The 23,901-nt window shown below is 56.3% G+C and carries 17 protein-coding genes; 9 read left to right on the top strand and 8 right to left on the bottom strand.

Going from position 1 to position 23,901, the window contains the following annotated elements:
• Nucleotides 1-56 precede the first annotated feature (56 nt).
• The 5 genes from Q371_RS04840 to hrpB all read right to left on the bottom strand — a co-directional run bounded on the left by Q371_RS04840 (nucleotide 57) and on the right by hrpB (nucleotide 5,403).
• On the bottom strand, nucleotides 57-674 hold the full coding sequence (locus tag Q371_RS04840; protein WP_034336855.1) for an alpha/beta hydrolase: 618 nt from the start codon (nucleotides 672-674) through the stop codon (nucleotides 57-59).
• 16 nt (nucleotides 675-690) lie between these two features.
• Nucleotides 691-1,650 (bottom strand): VOC family protein, encoded by a 960-nt coding sequence (locus tag Q371_RS04835; protein WP_034337109.1) that lies wholly within the window; start codon nucleotides 1,648-1,650, stop codon nucleotides 691-693.
• 119 nt (nucleotides 1,651-1,769) lie between these two features.
• Nucleotides 1,770-2,249 carry a MarR family winged helix-turn-helix transcriptional regulator gene (locus Q371_RS04830; protein WP_051963274.1) on the bottom strand — a complete coding sequence of 160 codons (480 nt, stop codon included), beginning with the start codon at nucleotides 2,247-2,249 and terminating at the stop codon, nucleotides 1,770-1,772.
• Nucleotides 2,250-2,520: 271 nt separating this feature from the next.
• Nucleotides 2,521-2,895 (bottom strand): ACT domain-containing protein, encoded by a 375-nt coding sequence (locus tag Q371_RS04825; RefSeq protein WP_034336851.1) that lies wholly within the window; start codon nucleotides 2,893-2,895, stop codon nucleotides 2,521-2,523.
• A gap of 24 nt (nucleotides 2,896-2,919) precedes the next feature.
• Nucleotides 2,920-5,403: an ATP-dependent helicase HrpB gene (gene hrpB / locus Q371_RS04820; protein ID WP_034336850.1), complete on the bottom strand. Its 2,484-nt coding sequence runs from the start codon at nucleotides 5,401-5,403 to the stop codon at nucleotides 2,920-2,922.
• 377 nt (nucleotides 5,404-5,780) lie between these two features.
• On the opposite strand from hrpB, the gene Q371_RS04815 reads away from it, so the two are divergent.
• The 6 genes from Q371_RS04815 to Q371_RS28055 all read left to right on the top strand — a co-directional run bounded on the left by Q371_RS04815 (nucleotide 5,781) and on the right by Q371_RS28055 (nucleotide 14,550).
• A complete protein-coding gene (locus Q371_RS04815) occupies nucleotides 5,781-7,103 on the top strand; it encodes a phosphotransferase (protein WP_169743789.1) in 1,323 nt (440 codons plus the stop codon).
• 248 nt (nucleotides 7,104-7,351) lie between these two features.
• Nucleotides 7,352-9,004, top strand: a complete 1,653-nt coding sequence (locus Q371_RS04810) for a tetratricopeptide repeat protein (protein WP_034336845.1) — start codon at nucleotides 7,352-7,354, stop codon at nucleotides 9,002-9,004.
• Nucleotides 9,005-9,262: 258 nt separating this feature from the next.
• Nucleotides 9,263-9,430, top strand: a complete 168-nt coding sequence (locus Q371_RS26840) for a hypothetical protein (protein ID WP_157442522.1) — start codon at nucleotides 9,263-9,265, stop codon at nucleotides 9,428-9,430.
• Between the two features lie 143 nt (nucleotides 9,431-9,573).
• Nucleotides 9,574-10,596, top strand: coding sequence for a helix-turn-helix transcriptional regulator (locus tag Q371_RS04805; RefSeq protein ID WP_034336842.1), 1,023 nt, complete (start codon nucleotides 9,574-9,576; stop codon nucleotides 10,594-10,596).
• Nucleotides 10,597-10,841: 245 nt separating this feature from the next.
• Nucleotides 10,842-11,192 (top strand): hypothetical protein, encoded by a 351-nt coding sequence (locus Q371_RS04800; protein ID WP_034336839.1) that lies wholly within the window; start codon nucleotides 10,842-10,844, stop codon nucleotides 11,190-11,192.
• A 319-nt stretch (nucleotides 11,193-11,511) separates the two neighbouring features.
• Nucleotides 11,512-14,550, top strand: coding sequence for an alpha-amylase family glycosyl hydrolase (locus Q371_RS28055; protein WP_051963273.1), 3,039 nt, complete (start codon nucleotides 11,512-11,514; stop codon nucleotides 14,548-14,550).
• 130 nt (nucleotides 14,551-14,680) lie between these two features.
• On the opposite strand, the gene Q371_RS04790 is transcribed toward Q371_RS28055, so the two are convergent.
• Nucleotides 14,681-15,484 (bottom strand): AfsR/SARP family transcriptional regulator, encoded by an 804-nt coding sequence (locus tag Q371_RS04790; RefSeq protein WP_034336838.1) that lies wholly within the window; start codon nucleotides 15,482-15,484, stop codon nucleotides 14,681-14,683.
• A gap of 439 nt (nucleotides 15,485-15,923) precedes the next feature.
• Here Q371_RS04790 and Q371_RS04785 point away from each other — a divergent pair, with 439 nt between their 5' ends.
• Entirely contained in the window at nucleotides 15,924-17,828 is a 1,905-nt protein-coding gene (locus Q371_RS04785) for a discoidin domain-containing protein (RefSeq protein ID WP_034336836.1), read from the top strand.
• A gap of 419 nt (nucleotides 17,829-18,247) precedes the next feature.
• Nucleotides 18,248-18,640, top strand: a complete 393-nt coding sequence (locus Q371_RS04780) for a hypothetical protein (RefSeq protein WP_157442521.1) — start codon at nucleotides 18,248-18,250, stop codon at nucleotides 18,638-18,640.
• Between the two features lie 135 nt (nucleotides 18,641-18,775).
• On the opposite strand, the gene Q371_RS04775 is transcribed toward Q371_RS04780, so the two are convergent.
• On the bottom strand, nucleotides 18,776-20,995 hold the full coding sequence (locus Q371_RS04775; protein ID WP_034336831.1) for a discoidin domain-containing protein: 2,220 nt from the start codon (nucleotides 20,993-20,995) through the stop codon (nucleotides 18,776-18,778).
• A 313-nt stretch (nucleotides 20,996-21,308) separates the two neighbouring features.
• Here Q371_RS04775 and Q371_RS04770 point away from each other — a divergent pair, with 313 nt between their 5' ends.
• Nucleotides 21,309-22,352 carry a LacI family DNA-binding transcriptional regulator gene (locus Q371_RS04770; protein ID WP_034336827.1) on the top strand — a complete coding sequence of 348 codons (1,044 nt, stop codon included), beginning with the start codon at nucleotides 21,309-21,311 and terminating at the stop codon, nucleotides 22,350-22,352.
• Between the two features lie 98 nt (nucleotides 22,353-22,450).
• On the opposite strand, the gene Q371_RS04765 is transcribed toward Q371_RS04770, so the two are convergent.
• Complete coding sequence (locus tag Q371_RS04765) at nucleotides 22,451-23,818, bottom strand: hypothetical protein (RefSeq protein WP_157442519.1); 1,368 nt, start codon at nucleotides 23,816-23,818, stop codon at nucleotides 22,451-22,453.
• Nucleotides 23,819-23,901 lie beyond the last annotated feature (83 nt).

Raw genomic sequence — 23,901 nt, 5'->3', positions numbered from 1 at the left:
CTACTTGGTGTTTGCATGACCCGACAGCGACTTTGCGCTTACCTTGAACCTACCCCTCACCCAGAGAAATGCTGTTCCAGCCAACCTCGGGTGAGCAGCAGGTCCTGACGGGTCAACTGGTGGCCTGTGGGCAATTCTTCGGTTTGTACTGTGGCTCCCGTGCCCTGCAAAAATGCAAGCAAGGGTTCTGCGTGGGGCCTGTATGGGTCTGCCCGCCCGAGGGTGATCAGGATGGGTTTGCCCGCCAAGTCGGTCTGCTCGGGTTGTTCCAGAGGCATCACCGGACGCCAGAGCACCGCACCTGCCAGTTTCTGTGGATGCCGGATCAGGGCAGCCACCCCAATGTTGGCTCCGTTGGAGTACCCCAGAGCGACCACTTTTTGCGGATCAAAACCGTAGTGTTCACTGGCCTGCTGCACAAAATCCAGCAAGGACACCGATTCCTGACGGATCTGCTCCTGATCGTACTTGATGTCGGTGAAACGGCGGAAAAACCTCGGGCTGCCCTCGTCCAGAGAGCGACCCCTCACACTGAGCAGGTGGGCGGTGGGGGCCACCTCTCGGGCAATTTGCAGCAGGGACAGTTCGTTGCCTCCGGTGCCGTGCAGCACCAGCAACGTGAGGTCCTGTGTGCCTTTCTCGAAACGGTGAATCCAGTCAAAACGCTCGGGCATGGGTGCTCCTGTGGGGTCAGTCGATGGGTTTGAGGTTGCGTTCGATTTCGGCACGTCGGCCTTCCAGAAAGGGAGGCAGGATCAGCTTTTCACCGATGGTCTCGGGGTTTTCATCCACGGCAAAACCGGGTCCGTCGGTGGAGATTTCGAACAGCACCCCGTTGGGTTCACGGAAGTACAGGGCTCGGAAGTAGTGGCGGTCGATGGCTCCACTGTGCCGGATGCCCACACTGCTCAGGCGATCGATCCACTGAAGGTATTGATCGTCATCGGGGGTGCGGAAAGCCACATGGTGCACCCCTCCTGCGCCCGGTTGGGTGAAAGGCAAATCCGGTTGAATCGCCACATGCAATTCGGCATGAGGACCCGAGCCGCCCATCTGGTAAACGTGCACCGTTCTGGTGACCCCATCTGAGAGGGCGTATTCCCGGACATGCTGCATGTTCATCACTCGGGTCAGCACAATGTCCGTGGAGCGCAAAGCAGGCACACTCATGGTGATGGGACCCAGACCCCGGATCTGGTGCTCTGAAGGCACCGGGCTTTTCTCCCACGGAATGCTGGGATCTCCGGTTCCTCCATCGTCGATGAGGGCAAGCCTCTGGCCTTCCGGATCTTCGAAATTCAGGGTCAGGCGACCATCTTGTTCCTGAATCTCTTCTGCTTTCACCCCGAGTTCCCGGAACCGTTCCTGCCAGAATTGCAGGCTTTGAAGGCCATGCACCCTGAGTCCGGTGCGCACCACGCTGTGGGTGCCGCGTTTTTCTCTGGGCACACTCCAGTCAAAAAAAGTCAGGTCGTGGCCGGGTGTGCCCACCTTGTCGGAATAAAACAGGTGGTAGGCTTTCACATCGTCCTGATTGACGCTGCGTTTGATGAGGCGCATCCCCATGGTTTGCGTGTAAAAACGGTAATTGTCCTGAATCCGGGCAGAAACCGCAGTCAGGTGGTGAAATCCTTTGAGTTCCAGCGTCACGTTGTCCTCCTTTGCTTCTGGGTTGAGCAGACGTTGTTTCAACCTCGCCTCAGTGTCCTGAACTTTCCATTCGCTTTGCTCAAGCAGAAGTCAGATCAACTGACTTCTGCTGAAAGCAGTCACAGGGCCTCGGCCACCTGTCGCTTTTGGGTTTTGGCCCGGCGGTCCCGGTCCCGTTTGACCCTGAGCAGCAACTGGTTTAACAGCTGCACTTCTTCACGACTGAGGCCCGAGAACTGCCTCTGGTGGTGTTCGACCACCCTTGGGAGGGCCTGTTCGATGCGGGCTTTTCCGAGTTCGGTCAGGTGGAGGCGTTTGAATTTGCCTTCCGACCTGCGTTCCAGAAGGCCCCTCTGGGAGAGTTTCTGCACGTGATAGGTCACGTTGGGGGCACTGACCAGCATTCCAGCCGCCACATCCTGCTGGGCCAGTCCATCGGTGGCATGCACCAGGGCCAGCAGGTCAAACTCGGTCACGCTGAGGTCCAGATCTGCCAGCAGGTCTTCCACATCCGACTGGTTGTCGAGGTAGATGTGGGCCAGACGGCGGTAGGTGCGGATCTCCAGGTGCTTGATGGTCTTTTTTGGCGTCTGCGTCATGCCCTTCTCCTGATCAATAAGTTAAATCTTAAACTGTTTAACGTTGGTCTGTCAGCTCACAAATCCAGCACCAAACAGGGTGCATCCGATTCTACACCCTGAAAAAACGCAGCTTGTGCCCTTTTTTGACAATGTGCCCGAGGTCCAAAATGACAAAAAACCCGGTCTGTCTGACTCGGGTTTTGCTGTCTTGGGTAGTTTCAAGCATTACACCACCTCAGACTGATCGGCGCATGAGGAGGCATTGAACTTTGCTTCATGCTCGAACAAATCAGATGTGGTGCCCGGCAGCCCTCAAAGCTTGCAACGTCTCGTCCAACTGGTGGGCCTTCACCAGCAGGTAATCGGTGTTGTAGGTGGAAATCGCAAAAATGCCGACCCCTGCATCCGCCAGAGGCATGGTCACAGCATTGAGAATGCCCGTCTGGTCAAAGGCAAACGGCCCCTCGAATTTGAAGCAACGCCAGTCCAGACTGACCAGAGGGGCATCCAGCAGAACCTCCTGAGGACACACCACCGAAACCTCCTCGGCATTGACAGTGACGGACACGAAAGGGCCTCTGGGAAAGGCAGGCAAGGGGGTCTCTGGGGGGAATTGCAGGATTTTGAAGGTCTCTGGAAGCAAGGTCAGGGTCAGTTGAGGCATGGGTTCTCTCTCTTTCAGATGGCATCAGGAGGGGCGTTTTTTGACCCCTCGGGTGGCGGTGGCGGTCCAAGGGTCTTCAGGCCACGGGTGTTTGGGGTAGCGGATGCGCAGTTCTTTGCGCACTTCTGGGTAGGTGTTCTGCCAGAAACTGCGCAGGTCCTGCGTGACCTGAACAGGCCTCTGGGCCGGAGAGAGCAGGTGCAGCAGAACGGGCTTGCGGCCTCCACCCACGGTGGGGGTGTCCAGCAAACCGAACATCTCCTGAAGTTTCACGGCCAAAACCGGGGTGGCTCCGTCTGCAAAGTACTCCAGTTTGACTTTGAAACCGCTCGGGACTTCCAATCGGGTGGGGGCCAGTTCATCCAGCAGGCTCAGTTTGTCCCAAGGCAACAGGGAAAGCAGAGCATTTTGCAGATCGATTTTCTGGAAGTCGGCACGGCGATTCACCCCTTGCAGGTGGGGAGCAAGCCAATCTTCCAGATGTTCCAAGAGGGCTGCATCAGAGACATCCGGCCAAGCCTCCTCGGGACGCCAGAGGTGCAGGCTTTGCACCCTCGCCTGCCACTGAAGGGTGTTTTCCGACCATGGCAGGAGTTGCAACCCTTCTGAGCGCACCGCCTGACAGAGCACCTGTGTTTTCTGCTCGGGGGGAATGTCGGTGCGTTTGCGGGCTTCAATGAGGAGTTCTCCCAGACGGGTTTCCTGCTGCGCCAGCAGGGTGCCAGAGCGGCTGTCCCACTGGACCACGTCGTGCTGGGTGAATTCGTTTCTGAGGTCCTGAATGTGCAGGGGGCTGGCCAGAAAAATCCGGCCTTCGTCGGTACCCGAGTCGAGGTGGGCCACCGCCAGCCATTTTTCGCCTTGCAAAGGGTCGTGGTCTCGGAGCTTCACCCCCCTCCCGTTGGCAAGCCGGTAACGCAGGTGCTCACCGTCCCGAAGCCGGGCCACACGCTCTGGGTAGGCCCATGCCAGCAAAAGCCCGAGGGTTTCATGGCTTGGAAGGCGCGTGGTTTCACCGACCCTTAGAAGCCTGCGCCACTGGTGGGCCAGCCGTTCAATGCGTTTCAGGGTGCCTGCGTCTCCATCGAAAGCTTCCTTTTTTCGGAACCGCACGAGGGCTTCCAGACGCAACCAGAGGTCGCTTCCAGCTTCTCTGGACAGGGGATCCCGTTCTTCAAGGATGGCTGCGACATCGGCCCCAAGAGCCCCCATTCCGGCCTCCTCCGCTTCCAGAAGCAGGTGGGCCAAACGGGGATGGGTGGGGTACTTCAAGAGTTTTCGGCCTCTGGGGGTGATGCTGTTTTCCTGCAACGCCCCGAGTCCCTGCAACACCTCTCTGGCGTGCTTGACTGCTGATGCAGGAGGAGGGGTCAGCCAGTCCAGAGCCGTCACGTCTGCGGTTCCCCAGCGGGCCAATTCCAGCACCAGAGGGGCAAGGTCGGCCTCCAGAATCTCGGGGACCCGACTCGCAGTGAGCTGGGCATGGGTGGGCACCGACCACATCCGATAACACACCCCCGGCCCGAGGCGTCCGGCCCGTCCGGCCCTCTGGTCTGCGGCATCGCGGGTGACCCGCACGGTTTCCAGCCGACTCAGTCCACTGCGCGGATCGAAACGCATGGTGCGCGTCCAGCCCGAGTCAATCACCACACGGATGCCCTCAATGGTCAAACTGGTCTCTGCGAGGGTGGTGGCCAGCACCACTTTGCGTTTGCCGCTCGGGTCAGGGAGCAATGCTGCCTGCTGCTGGTCCTGAGGCAATTCCCCGTACAGCATGTGCACCGACACCTCGGGGTGCCTGCCTTGCAAGAGGCTTCGGGTCTGCTGGATTTCCCGCTCACCGGGCAAGAACACCAGCACGTCACCGGTTTCTTCTTGCAGGGCTCTGGAGACCACCCCTGCAACCGAACCGGGCAAAGGCCCTTCTGGATCGGTGCCATAACGCACGTCAATAGGATAACTGCGCCCCTGACTGCTCAGGACCGGAGCCGAGAGCATTTCAGACAGTTGATTGCCGTCCAGCGTGGCTGACATGATCAGCACTTTCAGGTCTTCCCTGAGCACCTGCTGCACTTCTCGGGTGAGGGCGAGGGCCAGATCGGCCTGCAAACTGCGCTCGTGGAACTCATCGAACACCACCAGAGCCACCCCGGACAGTTCCGGGTCGTTTTGCAGCATGCGGGTCAGGATGCCTTCGGTGACCACCTCGATGCGGGTTTTGCTGGACACCTGCGTGTCGAAACGCACCCGGTACCCAACGGTCTCCCCCACTTTTTCCCCGAGCAGGTCGCTCATGCGCCGGGCCACTGCTCTGGCAGCCAGCCTGCGCGGTTGCAGCATGATCATTTTCTGGCCCTGCAAAAAAGCTTCCTGCAGGAGTTCCAGAGGCAAAACCGTGCTTTTCCCGGCTCCGGGTGGGGCTTCCAGAATCACGGTGTTGTGCTGGGCCAGCGTGGTTTTCAACGCCGTCAAAATTTCAAAAATCGGAAGGGGTTCAGAAGGGCTCACTGTGAGCAGGGTAAGCGCAAAGTCTGACCTTTGGCAAGTCAACGGAAAAAGCGTTCAGTGATCAGCCATCAGATTTCAGCAAAAAGCTCACTTTCAGGCTTTTGCAAACAGCAAAACAAAAAGCCAAAAACGGAAAGCCACTCAGACGTTCAGTTCAACAGGCAGCAAGAAAACTTTCCTTCTGGCTGATCGCTGACGGCTGATGGCTATTTTGTATGTGCATGGCCCGACAGCAACTTTGCGCTTACCCTGACAGGAAAGCATCAACGCAGCACCCTGTTTCCCCTGTCAATGGGCCATTGGGCGGAGCTGTGAAACCAGAGCCATCGCCAGATGGACCATTGTGCATGCAGCAATGGATTTTGCATGATGGCCCCATGACTGCCGAAATTCAAACGTCTTTCTTCGCCCGTGCCCTGATTTTGCACCCCCATGAACCGCGGGTGCTGCTGGAAAATGGCACCCTCCCTCACCTGAGCCATCCAGAGAGCCTGTACATGGGCAGCAAAGTGCCTGCACTCTTTGAGCGTTATGGAAAACCCTCTTACCTGCAACGCCTGCATCTGGAACAAGAACAGCTTTCTGAAGACAGTTGGAATGTGCGTTACGTGTTCGCTCTGGTGGCCACCCTCCTTGATTTGCCCGAGGGGTGCGTCTGGACCAATCCTGACCTGCTGCCTGAAGACCTGCAACTGCTTGCTTCCAGAGCCCTGAATCCCGATCCCAAATTGCCCTGGCACGACAAAACGTGGCTGCCTGAAACCCTGAATTGGACCAGAGATGCCCTGCAAGACCACAGTTGGGCCCTGACCGGTGATCCCGAATTGATCAAGTCATGGCAAATCAGTGTGCTGTACCGCCTGCCCACCTCTGGAGGTCCGGTCTACCTGAAGTCGGTTCCGGATTTTTTCGCCAGAGAAGGCCACCTGACCCACTGGCTGCATGCCCTCAACAAAGGTGCTGCACCAAAAGTTCTGAAAAACCATCCTGAGCAGCGGATTTTTCTGATGCAGGGTGCAGGACAGGACAAAGTGGAGGCGTCTGCTGCCCGCTCAGCCGTGGAATTGCTGGCAACGGTGCAACGCCAGACCGAAACCCACACCCATGAACTTCTGGCTCTGGGCTGTCTGGACCGCAGGTGCAGCGTTCTGAAGACCCATTTTCAGGACCTCCTGAACGATGAAAAAGCCCTGAGCGTGAACAACCTCCTGAGTGTTGAAGAACAGAACCGCCTGAAAAATGCTTTGCCTCTTTTGCTGGATCTGCTGGAGGAACTGGACCACAGTCCCATCGCACCCACCTTGCTGCATGGAGACCTGCACCTCGGGAATGTGGTGGCCCATGAAGGGCACCTGACGTTTCTGGACTGGAGCGATGGGGCCATCGGGCATCCTTTTCTGGACATGAACAGCGAATACCTGCTGGAAAGCGAAGATTCAGCAGAGCATCAAACGCTGGTGGATGCTTACCTTGAGCACTGGACAGACGTTCTCCCTCTGGACGACCTGAGACTGCTGCAACAGAAAGCGGTGATCGCCGGAGAACTGCACCGCGCAGTCAGTTACCACAGGTACATCATTCCCGGTGTCCCTGACCATGCAGAATGGGCAGAGGCCCCCATCGATCACCTGAAAAATGTTTTGAAGTGGCTGGAAAAGGCAAAAGACCACCCCCAAAACCCTGTGGCTTCAGAAGCATGATGGGAGCAGATCAAATTCCATGGGGTTGTGATGCTGATCTGAGGGGCTTGATGGGAAAAAAGGGTCTTCGTGTCGAAAAGAGATCTGAAATCAAACGTTCCGGACCCATTCGTTGTTCACCCTTTGTGAAATGAGACATCCCACAGGATCAAAATGGATCAAGAAAACCCATGAAACCTGCTGACCCTCCAATGAAACCCCAAAAAGAACACTGAATCCAACCTGCAAAACCTTAGAATGGTCAGTAGATGTCGCGTTTGAGCCCTGATGCCATTTCCACCACCCGAGAAAGCGCGATGGTCCTCTGGGAAAACCGCCAGAGTGCTCTGGTCTTGCCAACCCTGCAACTTGTGGTAAATCAGGCCAGCAAACAAAACGAATTTGCCTTGTTGCAAGAAAGCCTTTTTCAAGGTCTGCCAGAGGACCTGTTGCAAGCCGAAGGCATCGCTGAACTGTTCGGTTTTGTGCTGTGCAGGGGCAGAAAGCAACAGGCTTTTCTGGATTTTTTCTCTGGTTTGCCTGCTGCACGCATCACCCCCCAATTGCAGGTCCTGAAGGGCTGGGCAATGCTGTCCAACCCGGATGAACATTCAGCCCGCACGGTCCTTGATTTGCTGCAGGCTCAGGGTGAAAAAATGTCCGGTTGGTTTGAAGGCCTCCGACTGCGCACCGTTGGAGAATGCATGGCCCTGCTGGGCCTGCCAGAGTGGGATTTGCCCTTCCAGCAAGCCAGAGGCCACCTGCAAGGGATGCCTCTGGGACTCTGCATCATGCAGGAAGGAACAGCCCATTACACGGCGGGCAAAGCTGAACAGGCCCGCACTTTGTGGGCCACCGCTTTGCCCCTTCTGAAAGAAGACCCGTACTACCATGCATGGCTGAGGTACAACCTCGGGATCACCAGTCTGGCACCCAACCCCATCGAGGCAGAACGCCACTTTCTAGAGTTGGAGCAACTGCGAAACCGCCATGAGGCCCGTGATTTTCAGGCCTCTGCGCTCAGGGGACTTGCTGCAGCACGCCGAGCCCTTGGTGAACTTGACCGTGCCATGTCCTGTTTGCAGGATGGTCTGAAACGCCATCCTGACGTGCATGATCGGGAGCAACTGCTCTGGAGCATGGGTTACACCTTGTTGCAGGCCGGACAGTGGGTGGATGGTTTGGCGCACCTCCAACAGGCTTTTGACATCCAGCAATCCAACTGGATCCGGGCAGACATGGCTCTGGCACAGGTGGGCATGGGAGACCTGCAAGGCACCCTCAAAACCCTGCAAGGTTTTGACACGCTGAATGGCAAGCGCTCGGGGCAAGTGACTTTGTTGTGTCTGGCAGAAGTGGCACGCCAGACCGGGCAGATTGAAGAAGCCTGCAAGCACCTGAAAAAAATTGACTTCAAACAACCGCACCTGAAAGAAGATCGCAGGTGTCTGGAACAGCTCTTTCGGTTTGCTGAACAGCAGGGTTTTCCAGAGGTGCAGGTGTTGCCCCTGAAAAGCACCCACACCATCGAGGTGCAGGCAGAGGGGGTTTTGAGGGTCAAGGTCAATGGGCGTCACATCCCCATCAAACCCACCTCCAAGGGTGCCGAGTTGCTGGTTCGCCTGCTGGAAAAGGGAGGACAAGACACCCTCGAAAGCCTGCTGGACACCCTCTTTCGTGATGCAGAAGGCAACCGAAGGAAAGCCGGGCAGGCCCTCTGGAACCACATCAAGAAACTGCGTTCCCTGCTGGGCTGGGAGGAAAGCATTCTGGCCCCCGGTGGTGCATTTTTGCTGGACCCGGATGCACATTGGGTGTATGACATTGCTCTGGCCAGAGCACAGGGCCGCACAGTGCGTGGGTTTCTGGAGGGCATCTATTCGGAGTGGGTGTTGGAGACCCAGCAAGAGTTGCGCGACTGAACGTGTGTTCCAAACCCTGAAACCCACCAAACATGGTGGGTTTTTTGTTGTGCATTGAAAACAAAACATCCATTTCAGCATCAGGCAGCGTCAAAGAACGTCGGAAAGGTTTGTAACCGAAATGCACAGTGATTGAAAAATCAAACTTCATTTATAGTTCTGCAATAACATAATTTAACTTGATTCACGTATTTGATTTGAGATTTGATTTATTTCCAAACGACGTGATTTGTCGCATTCGAATTTCATTATGCGGTCATGCAAAACAAAACGCATGAAACCCCCACCGCACGTCGTCCCAAAGCCCTTTTCTTCGCAGGCCGCAAAGCCATTGCTGCCTTGTTGTTGGGATTGCTCGCTTTTGGGGCAGTATCGACACCTGCCCACGCTGAAGGGGATCCACCCCGTCCCGGTGCAGGCGGCTAAAACCCTTTTTCCCTGAGCCCGAGATGCAACGGACCCCACTTGAGCATCTCAGGCTCAGTTTCTTTGAGTAAAAGCATCCATGCATCAAAAAATCGACCAAGCAACGACACCCCTGCAGTACCTTTGCGTCAGGAGGAACGTTCATGTTTGAAAGCGACAATGCACACCACAAGAAGGCCCGCAAACTCTTTGAGATCATTGAAATGCTCCGGGACCGTCCTTGCACTTCCAAAGAACTCGCCCAAAGACTGAACATTTCCCAGCGAAGCGTGCAGCGCTGCCTGCGCGACCTGCAGGACCTGCAAATCGGTCTGAAGCAAAGCAAAAACCTGGCTGGCATTTACACTTACGTGCTGCCCAGCAACAGCGAACAGCTCAACGAAGTGGAAGCCATGATCACCCACAACGCCGTAAGGATGCTGTTCCACCACGCCACCGGATACAACCACCACTACCTGCGGGTGCTGGAAAAACTGGCCTCCAAACTCAGCGAACCGGCCCGCAGCATCGCCCAACGCAGCACCGCCAGCCTCAAACACCGCACCAGCCCTGTGCCCGACGAAGGCCGCACGCTGGAAACCGTGTCCAGAGCGTGGTTCCACGGCAAGGTGGTGCAGTTTGATTACCAGAGCCCATCCAGCACCACCGGCAAAAAACGCTATGAGCTGGAGGTGTACTTTGTGGAGGTCAGCCGTTCCAACCTCGCCACTTACGTGATCGGTTACGAACGCAAATACCACCAGCAAATTCGCACCTTCAAGCTGTCCAGAATGCAAAATGCCGTGGTGCAGCCCACCACCTACCAGATCCCTGAAAGTTTTGACCCCAGAGCTTACCTCTCGGGAGCGTGGGGGGTGATCGGGGCCAGCAGCGGAACCCCTGTGCAGGTGAAACTCAAGTTTGACCGGGACGCCAACCAGCGTTTGCGGGAAGGCGGATTCCCCAACCTCACCCTTCAGCAAGAATTCGCCGATGGAAGCTGCCTGGCCACCATCATGGTGGGCACCGATCAGGAAGGCTTCCCCAGAGAGATCCTCCCGTGGGTCCTGTCGTGGGGCTCCAAAGTGGAGGTGCTTGAACCCCAGAGCTTGAAAGACCGCTGTTTGCAAGAAGCTCTGGCGATGGTGGCCCATCTGGACCAGCAGCACAACCATCAAGCATCCTGAGCACCACCAAACAACACATCAAGGACAAGGAGAACCTGCAGGTTCTCCTTGTTTTGTATTGCTGGGTTTTGCATTGCTGACCTTTTGAATTTGCAAATGTAGCCAAAAAGTAATCAAAGTCTAAATTTTTAGACTTCTTCCAAAAGATGAAAAACATAAAACAGACATGAACTTTATGATTAAATGAAAAAGGAGTTTCACAACATCGCCCCCTTCAAAAACCGGACCAGGATGGGCTTTTAAACATGACCACCTCGAAAGAACCCAACAACGCCACCCAAAACATCGAACAGGCCATTCACCGGCTTGAAGCAGCCGTCAATGGGCTGCAAAATGGCTGGGACCTGCAGCACCACATCAAAGTTCAGGAACAACTGGCCGCTGCCCACCGCTTGTTGGGCAGCATCACCGGAGACTCGCCGTTGCCCCCTCCGGCCCCTTTGCAAGTGCACACCCCTTTCCGTTTCAGGCGGGCTTGCATTCGCAAATTGCGTGAAGTGCTCGACACCCTGAGCATCCATGAGGTGCGTGGCAATCCCTTTCTGCTGGGGATGTGTGCAGAATCCATTGCCGAGGCTTACCAGTTGATGACCTGAGTCTTTTGAAGCGGTTTTCTCTGGCCCCTTTGAGGGGCCTTTTTGTGGTTTCTGGGTGCGAGGACACCGTTACATCTTCATGCTTGAAACAAACAAAGATCGGTTTTTCATCCTCTGTTGATTGCATTGTGGAAGATCATTTCTTTTAAATACCCTTTTCCCAGTCGGGAATTCCCAGAAATGACACAAATCCATGTCTTTCAAAAACAATTATCTTTCGCACAATTTTTTCATTACAAAATAAGAAAAATGAGTTGTATGGAAACCCTTCCAAACCCCCATTGAACTTTTTAGGATCCCTACTCAAAATGAAGCCACGATGAAAATTCAGACCCGGCACACCATGGCCGCAGCCCTGCTCACTGTCAGTTTGCTGGCAGGCTGCAACACCCAGATTCCCAGTACGGCAGCCCCCGCTCCCCAGACCGAGACTGTTGTTGGAAAATCGGCCCTTCCCATGCCGAACTGGAAAGAACAGTCCATTTACTTTGTGCTCACCGACCGGTTCCACAACGGCAACACCAGCAACGACAACGGCACCAACTCCCGCCCCGGTGATGCCAAAGACCTCTCCAACCCCATGGGCTGGCACGGTGGAGACCTCGCAGGCCTCAAACAGAAAATCGAATCCGGATACTTCAACCAGATGGGCTTCACTGCAATCTGGCTGACCCCCGTCTACCTGCAAGTGCCACCAGTGCTCACCCAGGATGGACCCAACAAAGGCCGCTACCACGCCGGTTACGCTGGCTACTGGGCCGAAGATTTCTTTCAGGTGGATCCTCACCTCGGGACGCTGCAAGACTACAAAGACCTGATTGCCGCTGCCCACGCCAAAGGGCTCTATGTGATTCAGGACATGGTGGTCAACCACGCTGGATACGAAGCCAACCTGTTCAAAACCAAACCCGGCTGGTTCCACAGCATGTCCTGCCCCACCTGGAACGACATCACCTGCCCTCTTGCAGGCCTGCCTGATTTCAACCAGCAAAACACCGAAGTCCGCAATTTCCTGAACGACTCCACCCGCTTCTGGGTGGACCAGACCGGCATCGACGGCATCCGCATGGACACCATGAAACACGTCTATGACGATTACTGGCCCCAGTACTTCGCAGCAGGTGGTCCAGCCGATGTCAACAAAGTCTGGACCGTCGGTGAGGTCTTCGATTACGGCCCCGACTTTGTATCCAAATACCTGAGGCTGGGCAGCCCCTCGGTGTTTGACTTCCCCCTCCAGCAAGCCCTCGTGAACTCACTGGGCAAACGCGGATCTCTGGACGCCGTGGCTGGCATTCTTGCACAGGACAGCAAGTACCCCGATGCTGCTCGCCTGACCACCTTCCTCGACAACCACGACAAACGCCGCTTCATGAGCGAAGGCATCGAAGTGGGCGTACCAGAGGGAGAAATGCGCGAGCGTCTGGACGCTGCCACCAGCCTGATGTACATGGTACGCGGAACCCCCAGCATCTACTACGGCACTGAAATTTACATGCAGGGCAAAGGGGATCCCTACAACTACCCCTCCGGCCAGACCAACCGTGAAGACATGAACTTCTCTGCGGCGTCCACCTCTCCCTTCACCACCCGACTGACCAAACTCAATCAGGCCCGAAAAACCTACAAAGCCCTGACTGGAGGCGCTTACACCGAACTCTGGCGTCCCAACGGCGGAACCAACCTGTTTGCCTTCTCCAGAACCCTGACAGGCCAGCCCTCCGTGATGGTGCTGGTGAACGGCAGCGACCAGAGCATCGACCTGACCGCTCTGGGAGGCATCGGCAGCGGTGGAGCCTTGCCCGCCAACGCAAGTGTCACCGAAATCACCGGAAAAGCCCACAACCTGACCGTGAACAGCACAGGCAAGGTGCTTGGAAACATCCCCGCCAGAAGCGTGCTGGCCATCACCTCTGGAGGCAGCACCTGCTCAACAGTGGCCTTCACCCCCACCCCCACCAACTTTGCAGGCACGGCAGGCAACGCCAGTGTGGCCCTCAAGTGGGATGCCATCAACGACTGCCGCCTGAAGGGCTTCACCCTTGAGTACAAAGCCACCAGTGCCACCACCTACACCGGACTGGTCAGCCTGCCCGCCACCGCCACCAACTACACCTACGGCAACCTGTTGAACGGCACCAACTACACCTTCCGCCTGACCGCCAAAGGCACCGCAGCCGATGTGCCCGTCACCACCACCGCCACCCCCAACGTGCCTGCAGCCATCGACATCTACTTCAAGAAACCCGCCGCTTGGGCCACCCCCAACATCCACTTCTGGAATGTGGTCGCAAGCCCAGCCATTGCAGGATCCACCTGGCCCGGCGTCGCCATGCCCAGCTTCTGCGCCCCTTGGCACAAGTACAGCTTCCCAGCCACCAGCAGCCTGAACCTGCTGTTCGTGAACAGCGCCAACCTGACCCAGAAAACCGTTGACCTGACCCGCACCACCACCGGATGGTACGACGGAAACACAAACACCTGGACCAACACCAGACCCGCACCCAGCAACCCCGGAAGCTTCACCAGCACAGCAGGCAATGCCAGAGTCACCCTCAACTGGACTGCAGCCAACGACTGCGTGACCGGCTACAAGATCTTCCGAAAGACCTCTGCCCAGACCGCCTACCCCACCACCCCTCTGGCCACCGTGACCGGCACCACCCTGACTTTTGCAGACACCACCGTGGTCAATGGCACCACCTACAACTACCGCATCGTGGCCACCGCCGCCTCTGGCGACAGTGCTGGACTGACCACCACCGCCACCCCCACCGGAACCACCACCACCGGCATCACCGTGTACTTCAAGAAACCCTGGAGCTGGGGCAAAGCCAACATCCACTTCTGGAATGTCTCTGCCAGCCCAGCCATTGCCAACACCACCTGGCCCGGCGTGACCATGGCTCTGGAATCCGGTGACTGGTACCGCTACACCTTCGCCAATGCCACCGCTGCCAACCTGCTCTTCGTGGACGGCAACAACACCACCGTCAAGACCCCCGACCTGAGCCGCACCACCACCGGATGGTACGACGGCAACAACGGCACCTGGTACAACACCAAACCCAGCGATGACCTGACCGTCCACGTCCGTCCCCCCTCCACCTGGACCAAAGTGAACATCCACTTCTGGAATGTGGCCGCCAACCCTGCCATTGCCAACAGCACGTGGCCCGGCGTGACCATGGTCTCCGAAGGCAACGGATGGTACAAGTACACCTTCCCCAAAGCCATCTCCGCCAACCTGCTCTTCGTGAACGGTGACAACACCACCCAGAAAACCCCTGACCTGTTCAGAAACAAAGAAGGCTGGTACGACGTGGCCCTCAACCGCTGGACCGACACCCAACCTTAAAGTTCACAGCTTTCAGTTCACAGCGAGAAGCCCTCTGGAATTCCAGAGGGCTTCTCTTTGGCTTGCACGTTCAACCCAAACATTCCACTTTGCCCTGATGTTGCACGTTGGATCACCTCTGGTTTATCTGTCAAATCCTTTCAAGGGGTCCCTGTTTTACATTCACCAGTCTGGACTGCAAAGCCGTGGAGTCCATGAACCAGTGGGAATGTTCTTGCAAGATGTTCTGGTAAAGCACCACGGTTTCAGGACTGGGCTGCATGCCCATTTCTTGCTGCAAATGCTGGGCAAACCGGAGGTAGTGCTGGATGGCCAGAGCCCTGTGCTGGACGGTACCACACAACCTCAGAAGGTGTTGCACGGCATGCTCTGACAGGGGATCTTTCTGCAGCAAGGTTTCCAGCACTTCTCTGGCTGCGTCGTGTTGATTCTGGTGCTCCAGTTGCTGGGCCAGAGCCGTGGCGGTTTTGACCCATTGGCTGTGCAGTTGCCTGCGTTCTTCTTCCAACCAGAGCCCATACCCTTCCAACGCAGTTGGTGACATGCCTTGCAACAAAGTTCCTGTGTGGTGGTCCAGTGCACTTTGCCATTCTCTTTGGTGCAAGCACCTGCGAAATTCGTGTAGGTCGCTGCCTTGGGTCCAACGCAGTTGGTCGGATTGGGTTTGCAGGGTGTTGGTCCATCGCAGACTGTGAATCCTTTGCAAAAGTTGTCGCAAGCTGTGCCGGGCTCTGGGGGTTTCAGCATCTGGCCAGAGCAGGGCACAGATTTCTTCTCGGGCAACCCAGCGGTCTTGGGCTGCCAAAAAGGTCAGCAACCACAAGGCTTTCTCGGGTTTCAGGGGTTTGGTTCTGTTGGCCCTCTGGATGCGGGGTGCGCCAAACAGAAACACCTGTACTGGATGGTGTTGGGTGGATCGTTTTGTGCGGCCCATGCAACTCCTTTCTGGAAGGCTGGTGAACGCCCTTTGGGTCTGGAGAAATGCAGCAAAGACATGGGGATTTCCCCTAGGACCGATGGGTTGATTCTGGCTCTGACACGAGAATTGTAGCGCTATAATTTTCACCAGAAGGTGCTTGGATCACCTTTCAGCCGGGCTTTTCCTTTTGACGGCTGTTTGACCCCCAGAGCCTATACTTCAAGCACATCCCAAAAGGCATTCTCCCAAAGAAAAGCCCAACAAGGAGGTTGACGTGCTCGGGTCCTGTTCCCGCTCCCTCCTGACATCCACCCTGCAGCAGCGGCAACGCTCGGGGTTGGGGTCAGGTTCATGGACCCGAGTCACCCATGCCAGAACTTTCTGAGTCCCAATCCACAGACCAGAGCCCACACAAGGGGCCTGCCCATCTGGCCCCCTTCAAAAGAGGTGAAACATGTTTCAACGGTGGACTTACACCAGCATTCCTCTGGCCCTGACTTTGCTGTTGGGTGCTTGCAGCCAGCAAACCCCGACCACACACCCAACATTGGCCCAAAAACAGGCGGTCAATCTGGCCCTTGGCAAACCCGTTACCGCCAGCACATTTGAAAACCCTCAGGCCCTTCCAGCTTCCAGTGCAGTGGATGGTGTGCTGGCGAGCAGGTGGGCCAGCGCTTTCCAGCAAGACAACCAGTGGCTGCGCGTGGACCTCGGGAGTGTACAGGACATCTCAGAGGTGCAGGTGTTCTGGGAAGCGGCTTACGCCACCAGTTACCGCGTTGACCTGTCAGACGATGGAACCAACTGGCGAACTGGGGTCCGCACCGTCACCAAAACCAGCAACACCGATGGGGTCGCAGACATCGTCACCCTGCCTGCAGGAACCAGAGCCCGGTTTGTGCGCATCTGGGGCCTGACCCGTGCTCTGGCCCCCTACGGGTACTCCATCCGCGAACTGCAGGTGTTTGCGCCCACCAGCGGTCTGCCCTCTGGACCCACTGTGCTGATTTCAGACAACCAGAAACTTTACGCCTCCACCACACAGGACCGCGGCACAGACACCCCTTTTGCAGCAGACAACAACCTGACCACACGGTGGGCCAGTGGCATCGCACCCAGAGCCTGGTTGATGATGGACCTCGGGGCACCTGCACGCATTGACCGGGTGGAACTCAACTGGGAAACCGCATGGTCCAGCGAATACACCCTTGAGGTGTCCAACGACCGTCAAAACTGGACTGCCGTGGGTGGCCTCCAGACCAACCCTCAGGTGGTGGATGGTCAAACCCCCAAACCCACAGCTGCAGAATACACCGATGTGGTGCCCCTGAACCTCACGCAAGCCTACCGTTACATCCGGGTCAACTCCACCAAACGCGGCTGGTCCGCGGGCGATGGCAGCCAGTACGGGGTTTCCCTGTACGAATTCAAAGTGTACGGTGCAGGTGGAGCAGACAACCCACCCACCCTTCCAGAGCCTCAACCCACCGGCAGCGTCTGGACTCTGGTGTGGTCAGATGAATTCAACAGCACCGCCACCCCCTCCAGAGTCAACACCACCCAGTGGAATTACGAGATCGGCGATGGATGCGCTCAGGGGATTTGCGGATGGGGCAACGGAGAGCGGCAGTATTACACCGACAGCCTCACCAACGTTTTTCAGCAAAACGGCCTCCTGAACATCGTGTTGCGCAAAAACGATCAGGGTCGAGCCTACACCTCTGGGCGCATCACCACGGCTGGAAAGCAGGAATTCCTGTATGGCCGCATTCAGGCACGCATCAAGATGAACATGCCCAGCACCGCCAGCGGAGCCAAAAACGGTGCGGTTGGCGTGTGGGGAGCCTTCTGGATGCTGGGCTTCGATGTGAACGACCCTTATCAGGGCTGGCCGAACGCTGGCGAAATCGACATCATGGAGAACATCGGATATTCGTGGTGGCACAGTGCTTCCCTGCACGGTCCCGGTTACTACGGAGGGGGCAGCATCGGGGAGTCCTTCAACAAAGTGGACACCTCTGGAGGCATTGTGGCAGGAAACTTCCCCAACCATTCGGCCACCGACTGGCACACCTACGAAGTGGAATGGGACAACACCAAGGTGCTGTTCAAGCTGGACGATCAGGTGTACCGCACCATCCTCAGAAGTGAAGTGGAAGCCCGAGGGTTCTGGGTGTTCAACCGCAAGAATTTCATCCTTCTGAATGTGGCTTACGATGGAGCTTACCCTGCCGCGTACCGCAACAACCCTCTCAATTTCACTGGCCCCAAAACTGCAGATGGACTGGCCGCTCTGGCAGAAAACAACATGCCGCACAGCATGCAAGTGGATTATGTGCGGGTTTACCAGAAAAGATAATTCCCCTGTTTGAAACCTTGCACCAGAGCCTGAAAGACAGATGTCTTTCAGGCTCTGGCTGTTGTGGGATGCCCACCCAAAGCTTCAAAAACGCTACAAAACCACTGCAAAAACGCTTCAAAACCCGAATTTTTCCATGTCTCTCAGCTCCTGTTGGATTTTGAGTTGCTCCTCTGGGGTCAGCCATTGTTCCCTCAGGGCCGCCAGCGCAGGTCCACATTCCCACAAAAGATCTCCGAGATGGTACAACCACTTTTGCAAATTAAGGTAGAATGTTGGATACGGTTATTGTTGGTCCTGCCGACCGATGAGCATTGAGCCTTGATCCATTCTCGGCATAAAAGAAATGCTTATCATATCAATAATCTTGCGATGATCCCCAGCAATAAAACGACCATCAATTTGTGATAAATTACCATATGCCACCAATTCTACATCGAAAACCCATTTCAAGACTTGTTTTTCTTATTTCATTTGGCTTCATTTTGTGGGCCGGGATCTGGTATATGCAGTGGCCATTTTCTGTCAAATCCAGCAACCCTTTAACCAAAACAGACTACGAAATGGGATGTTTAATAGAAATAAGACGCCAATTTACCATCAAAATCAGCTCCATTTCTCTCGAAAAAGATGAAATCGATCCAAAGAGACAATCATTGGTGGTTTTGGCTGGTGGTCAAGGAGCCAGATGGGTGGGCAACATGAAAATTCGATTTGCAGATGGCAGCCAGAAGTCTCAGTTTTTCATCTGCCAGATACGGGGCGACAACCCTTTCACCGCAAAAGTGGATGTAAAAGTCCCTCCTCGATGAATCAGCTCAATTGCTCTGCAAGCATGTGATACCTGCACATCCAACCCAGGATGGACACACCGCAACAAAAAGAGGCCCAATGGGCCTCTGCTGGTTTTCAATTGGATTGCCAATGCATTGTAAATGGACTGCAAATCAAGGGTAACTGATCACGTTGCTGGGAACGGTGTTGGTGTTGGGCAAGGGCACCGCTGCCCCAGTGGTGTTGATGACATTGCTGATGGTCCCGTTGTTGCCCAGAGACACTGTGAGCAGGCTGTGGAATTTGACGTTGGGATTGTTGGGGGTTTCAATGCCTCTGGAGGCCACAATGTTGGTGTTGGTTCCGCCAATGTTGAAGAAGCAGTACACCCCGAGGCCCCACGCTTCATGGCTGGTGACGTTGTTGCCCACTTTGTAGGAGGCGTAACCGTTGGTGCCTGCAGCGCTGCTCCAGACGCCCTGACTGGGCACATCGTAGGGCATTTCATTCTGGAAGAAGATGGTTTTCCCACCCTGTCCATTCCAGATCACTTCGTGTTTCTGGTAGTGCTCCACAAACAGTCCGGTGGCCAGCACATTGTTTCCATTCACGATCACGCCGGTGTCTGCGGTGTTGATGGTCCAGCCTGTGGGTGAGTTGCCGTGGTCTGCACGCCATGCCCAGATGTGGTCAATGAGGGTGTTGTGGCTGTTCACAATCAGGCTGGTGGTGGCTTTCCCGGCCACTGCACCCCCGATGCGGAAGTACACGTCTTGCACGCTGATCGGGTTCGTGGCGTGGCTCAGGCTTGCTCCGGCCTGTCCAATGGTCAGCAGTGCAGCAGAGTTGGTGGTGCCTGCATCGAACAACAGGTCGGAGATGCGCACCCCGTCCACATCGGCAACATTCATGGCGTTGATGCCACCATCCGGAACCAGAGTGGCCAGTCCGATGCCCATCACCACGGTGTTGGCCCGGGTCACGTTCAGGGTCTCCGTCAGGTGGTACACCCCGGGTGTGAAGAACAGGTTGAGGCCCTGCGCCAGAGCCTGATTGAGGGTGGCCGTGCTGTCCGAAGGTTTGGCCACGTAAAACTGGCTCATAGGCAGAGAGGTTCCAGGGGTGTTGGGCCAGGTGGCACCACTGCTGTTGGTCCGCAGGCTCGGGAGGAACACCCGGTATTTGCCGTCTGGTTGGATGTACAGGTAAGGCTTCTCTCGGGTGACGGGGGTGGTGGCGAGGGTGGTATGAACCGGGTTGGGGAAACTGTTGGCAGGTGCCCCAGTCACGCCAGAGAACACCATGTTCCACACCCCTCCAGCCCAGCTTCCGATGTTGCTGTCTCGGGTGTACCACTGCTGTTGAGAACCAGACACAACCTGTCCATCCACACGGCTGTCTGCAAGGTATCCACCACTGGCGTAGCCCTGTCCGAAGTCCATGTTGGAGGGTCCCAGATTCATGTTGCCCCGGATGTGCACGCGACGCATGGGAGCGGCCTGAGACACCGCCCAGCGGGTGCTGCCTCCCTCGGGGAGCACAGCGAGGTTTTCCACGGAACGCCAGAAATTCTGGGTGGCGTTTCTCTCGTCTCCGAAGTTCCAGCCGCTGTCCACGTTGATGTTGCGGGTGATGGTCACATCATCCGGGTTGAGGCCCAGTCCAGCCAGATGGGTGTAGAACCCCACGTTGGCCCACACATTGTAGGTGCCGGGTTTGAACAGGAAAGCGAAGCGCTGGTTGCCAAATTGCGCGGTGGCATTTTTGTTGTAAGGGGTGAAGGCGTTGTCCAGAGCGGCCTGCACTGTGGCTGCGGAATCGGTGGGACTGAAAATTTTCACATTCGGGCCAAAATCAGGCGTGTCAGAGGTGGGCAAGGTGATGCTGCTGGTGTTTTTGATGCCCATTTCCCACAGGGAGTAGCCCCACTGGGTTCCCCTCTGGGTTCCGGTCAGGCGCACATAACGCCCCGAGCCAGTCACGGGCAGCACCTGGGTGCCTCCGGTGCCTGTGGTGGTGCTGTAAATCTGGCTCCAGCCGGTGCTGCCATCGTTGGAGACTTCAATTCTGAAGGCCTTGCCATAAGCGGTTTCCCATTGCAAAGTGATTTCGCAGAGTTGTTGCACACTGCCCAGATCGACCTGAATCCATTGGGGGTCGCTGTGGAGGCTGGACCACCTTGAAGCGGTGTTGCCATCAAAAGCCTGTTTGGCAGCAACAGACAGGTCGCCGCCCCATTCAGAGGAGGAAGCAGTGGCGTTTTTACCCACTGCAATGTTGCCGGGGTTGCAGACCGCCTGTTTGCTGGAGGTGCTCTGGTTGGGGGAAAGTTGGGTGCCACAGCTGCCCAACAAGGCGAGAAGTCCGGTCATCAGCAAGGTGTGTTTGCGCATGAGATCCTCCATGAAGTGCACCCATGTGGGTGCAGAAAAAGCCCTCAGGGCGTGTATGGCCCTGCAGGAACGGTTTGAGCACAGCCTGAAAGGCAAAAGCCTTCAGGACATCCATCTGCCCTGACCAGACCAAAACGGAAAGGCCGCTGGCAGCAGCAAAGACAGCAAAAAGCAAATGTAGAATTGTCTGTGTACTGCTGCATTTTAGCGCTATAATTACGGAAATTGCAATAGGGATTGTAGCGCTAAAATGATGACACCGGGTGCAACCTTGTGAAACAATGCAACCAGAGCGAGAAAGAGGTTCAAAGACATGACCCTGCCCCCACAAGACACTTCCCCCATCACACTGGACGATGTCGCCAAACACGCAGGCGTTTCCCCAATGACCGTATCGAACGTGATCAACGGAAAAAACAACGTGCGCCCCACCACCCGGGACAAGGTCCTGAAGGCCATCGAAGCCACCGGATACCGGGTCAACCCCATGGCCCGTGCGCTTGCAGGAGGACGCAGCCGCCTGATCAGCGTGTTCACCCCACAACTCAACAAACCCTACGCCTCAGAAGTGGTGCAGGGAGCTGCCCGCGCAGCCGAAACCCTCAATTACGATCTGGTGGTCATGATGCTGGTCGAAAACAACACCTCCGACCTCTCATTGATGACCCGCCTGTCCAGCGGTGCCCTGCTGATCCAACCCTCCAGAGAAGGACGCTGGAAGCACACCGACCTGCCTGCACAAGTGGTCAGTGTGGATGGACCCGGCGACCGCCCACTCACCGTGGACAACTACGGCGGAGCACGTCAGGCCATGCAACACCTGCTGAACCTCGGACACACCCGGATCGGCTTCATCAGCGGACTGAAAGACGAAGGCCGACAGCCCGACCAACCTTCTCCTGCCCCCGAGCGCAACGACGCCGATGAACGCCACAGGGGTTATCTGGACAGCTTGCAGGATGCCGGGCTTCTCGTCCAAGAAAAGTACATCCAGCACGGAGATTACACCAAACGCAGCGGAGAGGAAGCTGCCCGAGCCCTGCTCTCACAACCCCATCCACCCACAGCTCTTTTTGTCTCAGGAGACCAGATGGCTCTGGGGGCCATTCACATGGCACAGGACCTCGGGTTTCGGGTGCCTCAGGATGTCTCCATCGTGGGTTTCGATGATTTGCCGATTGCAGCTGCCTCAAGGCCCGCACTGACCACCGTCCATCAACCCTTGCAACGCATGGGTGAAGTGGCTGTGCAAATGCTGGTTGCCCTGATTGAAGGCCACACCCCAGAGCAACCCGGACCCTTCCCCACCGAACTGGTGGTCAGGGAATCCACGGCTCCACCCCAGACCCCAGCCTGATCCGCTGAACCCCAAAGCCCATTCACATCAAGATGCAAAGCGGTCAGAGCCATCTTCTGGCCTTCTTTGCAGACGAACCCACCAGAGGGGCACTTCCATCAACGCCACCATCTGGCCCCTGCGTCCTTCAGGAACTCTGGGCTCTGAAAATGCCAGGTGTCATCTTGAAGCCGCAGAACGTACCCGTTCTGCCAGAGCACGGTGCGCTCTGGCAAAGCTGCTCTGGAACTGGCCTCAAAAACCTCTCCGGCATGCAACAAACGAAAACCCCAGCGGGATGCATTGCGCATCAAAGCCACAAGTTCATCTGTCACTGGCAAGGCACCCAACCAGAGCACGGTTTTTTGCACAGGACCACCCCCTGTGGCCTGTTGGTGCCATTCTTGCAAAAGCTGGACACCTTCACTGGATGTGGTCAACGAATTCACAGTGAGGTGGCTGTGGGTTTCTTGCAAGGTTTCTGCGAACATCCCTGAACCCGACACATCCACCACATGAACTTCACCCTGCAAGTGCGGAAACACCTGCTGGCCAAAAGCGAACAGGGCATCGTTGGCCTGAGGCAGGCTCCCCTGAAAAGACACGGTGAATCCTTCCGCAAGGTCAAACCACCAGGGCGAACACAACCCGGACAGGACAGGCCCATACTCCTTTGCGAGCCGGGCATGGATGTCCTCATGGCTGTTCTCGTAACCCTCCTGAAAAACCTTGAGGGGTTCATCTGGATCAAACCACCCGATCGAGTGCACCACAATCCCTCCAGAGAACCGTGCAGCCAACTGGTTGTGCACATAAAGCCATGCGCTCTGGAAAGCCAACATCTGTTCTGTCCAGTCTTTTTCTCGCACGATCTGCTGCTGGTCCAGTTGCTGCATTTCCTGCGCCCTCAGGTGCTGGTGGGTGGCAATCAACCCCTGAAGCCCGAGGTGGTCGTTGCGGAACACCAGACTGGTTTTCCTCAACGAGGTCAGCGGAGACACCTTGAACAACCCCACCCGGCGGGGGTGCTTCATTTCATGCATGAAAATGCGAATGCAAGCAATCAGGGTCCGCTCGATCCCACTGAGGGTGTCCAGTTCGAATGGAGGAAATTCCATGTTGGCAAATTGTGGAAGCTTCCCGTAGGTTTTTTGCAAATCCAGACGGACATCCAGTTGCGACTCCGGCACCATGGGTTGGGGGTTGGCTGCAAAATACATCAAAGACTGGACTTCTGAGTGGATGCCTTCAGGACAATTCGGCTGACGAATCAATCTTGAAAGATGCGGTGAGAAGAAATCCACAGTGGTGGCCTGATGCAGGACATTCAAGCGAAATTCATCCCTGCGGTGCTCCATCAAATGCCGGTGAAAAACATGGACCATGGCCTGCAAAACCGTGTCATGCTCGGGAGGCACCACCCCCCGAATGCTTCTGCGAAGTGCTTCAGCGTATTGCAAGGTGCGATTGGCATTCATCGAGGACATGACTGAAACTCCTTCGGTCAAGATGTGATGAGGGGCACGCTGCATCAAATGGCCCAACTGAAAGCCAAAGCCTCTGGAACCCA

Origin of the sequence: Deinococcus misasensis DSM 22328, from assembly GCF_000745915.1 — a bacterium.
GTDB lineage: Bacteria > Deinococcota > Deinococci > Deinococcales > Deinococcaceae > Deinococcus_C > Deinococcus_C misasensis.
The sequence above is the reverse complement of the archived record's forward strand: the minus strand, read 5'-3'. Positions and strand labels throughout refer to the sequence as shown.

Bases quoted from the DNA above. Each gene is read 5' to 3' on its own strand.
- Q371_RS04840 (WP_034336855.1), bottom strand. From the start codon at position 674: ATGCCCGAGCGTTTTGACTGGATTCACCGTTTCGAGAAAGGCACACAG.
- Q371_RS04830 (WP_051963274.1), bottom strand. From the start codon at position 2,249: ATGACGCAGACGCCAAAAAAGACCATCAAGCACCTGGAGATCCGCACC.
- Q371_RS04825 (WP_034336851.1), bottom strand. From the start codon at position 2,895: ATGCCTCAACTGACCCTGACCTTGCTTCCAGAGACCTTCAAAATCCTG.
- Q371_RS04815 (WP_169743789.1), top strand. From the start codon at position 5,781: ATGACTGCCGAAATTCAAACGTCTTTCTTCGCCCGTGCCCTGATTTTG.
- Q371_RS04810 (WP_034336845.1), top strand. From the start codon at position 7,352: ATGTCGCGTTTGAGCCCTGATGCCATTTCCACCACCCGAGAAAGCGCG.
- Q371_RS26840 (WP_157442522.1), top strand. From the start codon at position 9,263: ATGCAAAACAAAACGCATGAAACCCCCACCGCACGTCGTCCCAAAGCC.
- Q371_RS04805 (WP_034336842.1), top strand. From the start codon at position 9,574: ATGTTTGAAAGCGACAATGCACACCACAAGAAGGCCCGCAAACTCTTT.
- Q371_RS04800 (WP_034336839.1), top strand. From the start codon at position 10,842: ATGACCACCTCGAAAGAACCCAACAACGCCACCCAAAACATCGAACAG.
- Q371_RS28055 (WP_051963273.1), top strand. From the start codon at position 11,512: ATGAAAATTCAGACCCGGCACACCATGGCCGCAGCCCTGCTCACTGTC.
- Q371_RS04790 (WP_034336838.1), bottom strand. From the start codon at position 15,484: ATGGGCCGCACAAAACGATCCACCCAACACCATCCAGTACAGGTGTTT.
- Q371_RS04785 (WP_034336836.1), top strand. From the start codon at position 15,924: ATGTTTCAACGGTGGACTTACACCAGCATTCCTCTGGCCCTGACTTTG.
- Q371_RS04780 (WP_157442521.1), top strand. From the start codon at position 18,248: ATGCCACCAATTCTACATCGAAAACCCATTTCAAGACTTGTTTTTCTT.
- Q371_RS04775 (WP_034336831.1), bottom strand. From the start codon at position 20,995: ATGCGCAAACACACCTTGCTGATGACCGGACTTCTCGCCTTGTTGGGC.
- Q371_RS04770 (WP_034336827.1), top strand. From the start codon at position 21,309: ATGACCCTGCCCCCACAAGACACTTCCCCCATCACACTGGACGATGTC.
- Q371_RS04765 (WP_157442519.1), bottom strand. From the start codon at position 23,818: ATGTCCTCGATGAATGCCAATCGCACCTTGCAATACGCTGAAGCACTT.